Here is a 224-nt window from a genome sequence, read left to right as displayed (position 1 = left end):
AAGCACAGATCCAAAAGATCCAAATACAGATCCGAAAGATCCAAGCACAGGTCCAAAAGATCCAAGTACAGATCCGAAAGATCCAAGCACAGATCAAAATGCAAATACAGATTCGAAAGATCCAAGCACAGGTCCAAAAGATCCAAGTACAGATCCGAAAGATCCAAGCACAGATCAAAATGCAAATACAGAAAAAAATAGCGATTCAAAAGCCCCACCTATTA

Annotated in this window: 1 pseudogene; it reads left to right on the top strand. The window is 39.7% G+C overall.

The features are described 5' to 3' along the window. A pseudogene (locus tag MR113_RS27980) lies at positions 1–224 on the top strand (Cna B-type domain-containing protein); the annotation flags it as partial.

The organism is Bacillus cereus group sp. BfR-BA-01379, assembly GCF_022663605.1.
Taxonomy (GTDB): domain Bacteria; phylum Bacillota; class Bacilli; order Bacillales; family Bacillaceae_G; genus Bacillus_A; species Bacillus_A mobilis.
Note: the sequence above shows the minus strand (reverse complement) of the source record. Positions and strands in the feature narration are given on the sequence as shown.